The organism is Deltaproteobacteria bacterium GWC2_65_14, from assembly GCA_001797615.1.
Classification (GTDB): domain Bacteria; phylum Desulfobacterota; class Deferrimicrobia; order Deferrimicrobiales; family Deferrimicrobiaceae; genus GWC2-65-14.
In genome coordinates this window covers 20,191-24,593 of the sequence record MGPV01000053.1, presented here as the reverse complement: position 1 = coordinate 24,593, position 4,403 = coordinate 20,191, and the positions used below count along the sequence as shown (strand labels likewise).

The window sequence follows — 4,403 nt, the reverse complement described above, 5'->3', positions numbered from 1 at the left end:
CCGACGGGCACGACATGATCCGTGCGGTGCTGCGCTACCGGCCCGAGGGGGAATCGGCGTGGCGGGAGACCCCGATGAGGCCGCTCGTCAACGACCGGTGGGCTGGGAGCTTCCGGGTGGAACGGATCGGGCGGTGCAGGTTCACCCTCGCCGCCTGGATCGACCGGTTCGGCTCCTGGCGCCGCGACCTCGGCAGGAAGGCGGAAGCCGGGCAGAAGGTGGCGGTCGACCTGGAGGCAGGGGCGAGGATGGTCGAGGAGGCGGCCTCCAGGGCCTCGGGGAAGGATCGGAAGGCGCTTCTGGAACGGGCGGCCGCCATGCGGGTCGGGAAGGGGCGCCGTGAGGAAGAAGCGGTCCGGGCCGCGCTCGACGCGGATCTGCTGGAGGCGATGGAAAGGCATCCGGACCGAAGCCAGGCCGCCGACTACGGGAAGGAGCTGTGGATCCGGGTCGAGCGGGAGAGAGCCCGGTTCAGCGCGTGGTACGAGCTCTTCCCCCGCTCCTGCTCGCCGGTCCCGGGAAAGCACGGCACCTTCAAGGATGTGGAGAAGCGGCTTCCCTACGTCGCCTCGATGGGGTTCGACGTGCTCTACCTGCCGCCGATCCACCCGATCGGGAAGACCCACCGGAAGGGGAAGAACAACTCCGTCACCTGCGCGCCCGACGACGTCGGCAGCCCCTGGGCGATCGGCTCGAAGGAGGGAGGGCACAAGGCGGTCCACCCGGAGCTGGGAACCGTGCGGGATTTCCAGCGCCTCGTGGCGAAGGCGAAGGAGCAGGGGATCGAGATCGCCCTCGACATCGCCTTCCAGTGCTCCCCCGACCACCCCTATGTCCGGGAGCACCGGGAGTGGTTCCGCGAGCGGCCCGACGGGTCGGTACAGTATGCCGAGAACCCGCCGAAGAAGTACGAGGACATCTACCCCTTCGACTTCGAGACTTCACTGTGGCGGGAGCTGTGGGAGGAGCTTCGAAGCGTCGTCGAGTTCTGGATCGGTACCGGGGTCCGGATCTTCCGGGTGGACAACCCGCACACCAAGCCGTACGAATTCTGGGAGTGGCTGATCGGGGGGATCCAGGAGAAGCACCCCGACGTCCTCTTTCTCGCCGAGGCCTTCACACGCCCCAAGGTGATGTACCGGCTGGCGAAGGTCGGGTTCACCCAGTCCTACACCTATTTTGCCTGGCGCAACTCCAGGCGGGAGCTGACGGAGTATTTCACGGAGCTGGCGCAGCCGCCGGTGCGCGACTTCTTCCGCCCCAACCTCTGGCCGAACACGCCGGACATCCTGACCGAGCAGCTCCAGTTCGGGGGGCGGCCGGTCTTCCTGGCCCGGCTGGTCCTGGCCGCGACGCTGGGGGCCAGCTACGGGATCTACGGCCCGGCCTTCGAGCTCTGCGAGAACCGCCCGGCGGGCCCGGGGAAGGAGGAGTACCTCGACGCGGAGAAGTACCAGCTGCGGCACTGGGAGATCGACCGGCCGGACAGCCTCCGGGAGGTCATCGCGCTGGTGAACCGGATCCGCCGGGAGAACCCGGCGCTCCAGTCGGACGACAACCTTCGGTTCCACACGGTCGACAACGGTCAGATGATCGCCTACAGCAAGTCGACCCCGGACCGGTCGAGCATCCTCCTGACCGTCGTGAACCTGGATCCGCACCACACCCAGTCGGGGTGGATCGAGCTTCCCCTCGAGGAGCTCGGCCTCGACCCGGCCTCCCCGTTCCAGGGGCACGACCTGCTCAGCGGCGCCCGGTACCTGTGGCACGGAAGAAGGATCTACCTGGAGCTCCGCCCCCAGGAGATCCCCGCCCACATCGTCCGCCTCCGCAGGCGTGTCCGGACGGAGCGGGATTTCGACTACTTTCTGTAGAAGACCAAAGGAGGAACGACCCGCATGCCCGGAAAGGACAAGGAACGGTCCCTGCTGCCGGACGACGACCCGCTCTGGTACAAGGACGCGGTCATCTACGAGCTCCATGTGCGCGCCTTCCACGACAGCGACGGCGACGGGATCGGCGATTTCCGGGGGCTCACGGGGAAGCTGGACTACCTGCAGGACCTCGGGGTCACCGCCCTGTGGCTGCTGCCGTTCTACCCCTCCCCGCTGAAGGACGACGGGTACGACATCGCCGATTACATGACCGTGCACCCCTCCTACGGGATGCTGGCCGACTTCAAGCAGTTCCTGCGGGAGTCGCACCGGCGGGGGATCCGGGTGATCACCGAGCTGGTTGTCAACCACACCTCCGACCAGCACCCCTGGTTCCAGAAGGCGAGACGCTCCCCCCCGGGGAGCCGGTGGCGCAATTACTACGTCTGGAGCGACACCCCGGACAGGTACCGGGAGACCCGGATCATCTTCCAGGACTTCGAGAACTCGAACTGGTCGTGGGACCCGGTGGCGAACGCCTACTACTGGCACCGCTTCTACTCCCACCAGCCGGACCTGAACTTCGACAACCCGGGGGTGCGCAAGGCGATCTTCCAGGTCCTCGACTTCTGGCTCGGGATGGGGGTGGACGGGCTCCGGCTCGACGCCGTCCCCTACCTGATCGAACGGGAGGGGACCAGCTGCGAGAATCTCCCCGAGACCCACAAGGTGCTGAAAGGGATCCGGAAGCGGGTGGAGGAGAAGTTCCGGAACCGGATGCTGCTCGCGGAGGCGAACCAGTGGCCGGAGGACGCCGTCGCCTATTTCGGGGAGGAGGACGAGTGCCACATGGCCTTCCACTTCCCCCTGATGCCCCGGCTCTTCATGGCGGTCCGGATGGAGGACCGGTACCCGGTGATCGACATCCTCACCCAGACCCCCGCGATCCCGGAGAGCTGCCAGTGGGCGCTCTTCCTGCGCAACCACGACGAGCTCACGCTGGAGATGGTGACCGACGAGGAGCGGGACTACATGTACCGGGTCTACGCCCACGATCCGCAGGCGCGGATCAACCTCGGGATCCGGCGCCGGCTGGTCCCCCTCCTGGGGAAGGACCGGAGGAAGTTCGAGCTGATGAACGCGCTGCTCTTCTCCCTCCCGGGGACCCCGGTCATCTACTACGGGGACGAGATCGGGATGGGGGACAACATCTACGTGGGGGACCGCAACGGCGTGCGCACCCCGATGCAGTGGAGCGCGGACCGCAATGCGGGGTTCTCGCGGGCCCCCTCCCAGCGGCTCTACCTTCCGGTGAACATCGACCCCGACTACCACTTCGAGACGGTGAACGTGGAGGCGCGGCAGAACAACCTGAGCTCCCCTCTCTGGTTCATGAAGCGGATCCTCTCCCTGCGGAAGCGGTTCCGGGCGTTCGGGCGGGGAACGATCGAATTCCTCTACCCGGAGAACCACCATGTCCTTGCCTTCCTCCGGAGCTACGGGGAGGAGCGGATCCTGGTGGTCGCGAACCTCTCCCGGTTCGTGCAGTACGTGGAGCTGGATCTTTCCCCCCACCGGGGGGCGGTCCCCGTCGAGCTGTTCGGCCAGACCTGCTTCCCCGAGGTGGCGGACGGACGGTATCTCCTCACGCTGGGGCCCCACGCCTTCTACTGGTTCTCCCTCGAGCGGCCTCGGGCGGAGGAGGCCGTGGCGGCGCAGGCGGATCGGGAGAGGAAGATCCCGCGTCTCGCGGCGGAGGGGGCCTGGGAGACGCTTCTGCGGGACGAGGGGAAACGGAAGCTGGAGAGGGTCCTCCCCGACTACATCCGGGGGCGGCGCTGGTTCGGGGGGAAGGCGAGGAAGATGAAGGCGGCCCTGGTCGACGACGCGGTCCCCCTGGCGGGGTCCTCCCAGGCGGCCCAGGTCCTGCTGGTCCGGGTCGAGTACCTCGAGGAGGACCCGGAGATCTACACCCTTCCGGTCGCCTTCGCCGACGGGAAGCGGGCGGCGCGGATCGCGAGGGAGTCCCCCCAGGCGGTGATCGCGGAGGTGTCGGAGACCGGCAGGAACGGCCGCCGGGAGGGGGTGCTTTACGACGCCCTCCACGACCGGGAGGCCTGCGAGTTCCTCCTCGAGTCGACCGCGCGCAGGCGCCGCTTCAAGGGGGCGCAGGGGGAGATCGCCGCGAACCCGTTGCGGGGGTTCCGGAAAATCCGGGGGCCGGGGGAGAAGGCGCCCCGCGCCCGGATGATGCGGGCGGAGCAGAGCAACACCTCCGTCGTCTTCGGCGACCGGATGATCCTCAAGGTCTTCAGGCGGGTGGATAGCGGCGTGAACCCCGACCTGGAGATCGGGGCTTTCCTGACGGAGAAGGCGGCCTTCCCCCACATCTCCCCCGTGGCCGGGTTTCTCGAATACCGGCGGGGGCGGAAGGAGCCGATGACGCTGGGGATCTTCCAGGGGTTCGTGCACAACCAGGGGGACGCCTGGCGCTATACGCTGGACAGCCTGGGGCGGTATTTCGAGCGG

The 4,403-nt window shown here is 67.7% G+C and carries 1 protein-coding gene and 1 pseudogene (both only partly in view); both read left to right on the top strand.

What is annotated here, in order from left to right; translation table 11 throughout:
* Positions 1-1,874: pseudogene (locus A2X88_08620) on the top strand (alpha-1,4-glucan--maltose-1-phosphate maltosyltransferase); it begins 118 nt to the left of the window's first position.
* A gap of 24 nt (positions 1,875-1,898) precedes the next feature.
* On the top strand, positions 1,899-4,403 hold the 5' portion of the coding sequence (locus tag A2X88_08615; GenBank protein OGP33450.1) for a maltose alpha-D-glucosyltransferase. It continues 867 nt past the right edge of the window; 2,505 of the gene's 3,372 nt are visible here — the first part of the coding sequence; its start codon is at positions 1,899-1,901; its stop codon lies beyond the right edge, outside the window.